1 protein-coding gene and 1 pseudogene are annotated in these 1,560 nt (G+C 55.5%); both read right to left on the bottom strand.

Annotated elements, in window-relative coordinates; translation table 11 throughout:
* Positions 1-87 precede the first annotated feature (87 nt).
* Positions 88-987 (bottom strand): annotated as a pseudogene (locus tag CV944_RS16950) (acetate--CoA ligase); the annotation flags it as partial.
* Positions 988-1,060: 73 nt separating this feature from the next.
* Entirely contained in the window at positions 1,061-1,396 is a 336-nt protein-coding gene (locus tag CV944_RS16945; RefSeq protein WP_047818869.1) for a hypothetical protein, read from the bottom strand.
* Positions 1,397-1,560 lie beyond the last annotated feature (164 nt).

Below are 1,560 nucleotides of genomic sequence, written 5' to 3'. Positions count from 1 at the left end.
CCTTCCAACGTAGCCATTGAATGGCTGAGGGTAGTCAACTAGGGCTTGCCAAGCCCCCACTTCAAAAGCCGTTAGGCTTTAAGTGGTGGGTAGTTGACGTTTGGATAAGCGCGTTTTGACGAACAAGGACAGCTCTTCGGCCAGCTCGTCCGACGGCGCAAAGCCTTCTCTGAGCACGACGAACGCTTTGACAATTTCCCCTTTGACGGGATCCGGCTTCCCGACGGCGGCTGCTTCGACGACAGCCGGATGCTCAAGGAGGCAGCTTTCAATTTCGAAAGGCCCGATGCGGTAGCCGGCGCTCGAGATGATGTCGTCCGCCCGTCCTTGGAACCAGAAATACCCGTCTTCGTCTTTTGTCGCCAAATCGCCGGTCAAAAACCACTTGCCGACGAGCCGCTCGGCGGTTTTTTCAGGGTCTTTCCAATACCCCTTAAAGACGTTGGGGATCGAGTCGGTGTTAAAGGCAATTTGTCCGACTTCGCCGTCGGCGACTGGGGTTCCGTTCTCATCGAGCAGGGCCACGTCAAAGCCCGGCAGCGGCCATCCCATCGAGCCTGGCCGGACGTCCATCTCGGCGGCGTTGAAGTTTCCGATCAGCATCAACGTTTCCGACAAGCCATAATGGTCATGGATCGTAACGCCCACGTGCTCTTGGAAAAAGCGGATGACTTCCGGATTGAGCGGCTCGCCCGCCGAGCTCATGGCGCGCACGTTCAGTTGATAGCGGCGAATGACGTCCGCGCCGGCCGCCGCCATCGCCCGATACGCGGTCGGGGCGTACGCGAAATTGGTCACCCGGTATTTTTCCATCAAGGAATAGCACGTCTCCGGCTTAAACGGCCCTTCGTAAAAGACGATCGGCACGCCAAAGGCCATCGGCGCAAAGGTGCAAAAGACGAGCCCGTACGCCCAGCCCGGATCCGCCCCGCCGAAAAAGACATCGTCATCGCGCAGGCCGATCGCATAGCGCATATACGGATAAAGGAGGTGGTCGCGAAAGCCGCGGCAAGGGCGGCGGGGGCGACATGGCCGTAGAAAAAAGAGACGGCCGGTTTCGTCAGCGTATTTTGCGTTTTACCGCCGCTTCCTTTTCAAAGGAAACATGGGGACTGACCCGATACCAAATCCATAAATCATTCACGATCGAAGCGAGTTCGGCAATGTCGGCATTGAGCCGGCAGGAGCGTTCAAAATCATGCTCTTCGCCGAGTTCGTCTTGTTTTTCGTTGATTTCCCGCTCCAGGGCGGCGATGCGGTCGGGGATCATGCCGCGGATTGTTTCCCATTCCAGTAAAATCGCCTCTTGTTCGTTTGGGCTGTAGTCCTCCCAAGGCTTGTCCAGATGCGGCACGCGGATGCCGAGCCGCTTGTCGTCGATGAAGATGCCGTTCATTCTTGCCGCCTCCTTTTTTTCTATTATACGAAACATTTCCGCATATCGGTGAGGAATTTTTATTCTTTTTATCTTAATTAGGCGAGAAGACTCCCACTTCAACGAAGCGAAGCGGAGTAAGTGGGAGATGAATCGCCTTAACTATATTTTGCTGAAAATAGGAT

Origin of the sequence: Geobacillus sp. WSUCF-018B, assembly GCF_002809985.1 — a bacterium.
Lineage (GTDB): Bacteria > Bacillota > Bacilli > Bacillales > Anoxybacillaceae > Geobacillus > Geobacillus thermophilus.
The sequence above is the reverse complement of the archived record's forward strand: the minus strand, read 5'-3'. Positions and strand labels throughout refer to the sequence as shown.

Bases quoted from the DNA above. Each gene is read 5' to 3' on its own strand.
- CV944_RS16945 (WP_047818869.1), bottom strand. From the start codon at position 1,396: ATGAACGGCATCTTCATCGACGACAAGCGGCTCGGCATCCGCGTGCCG.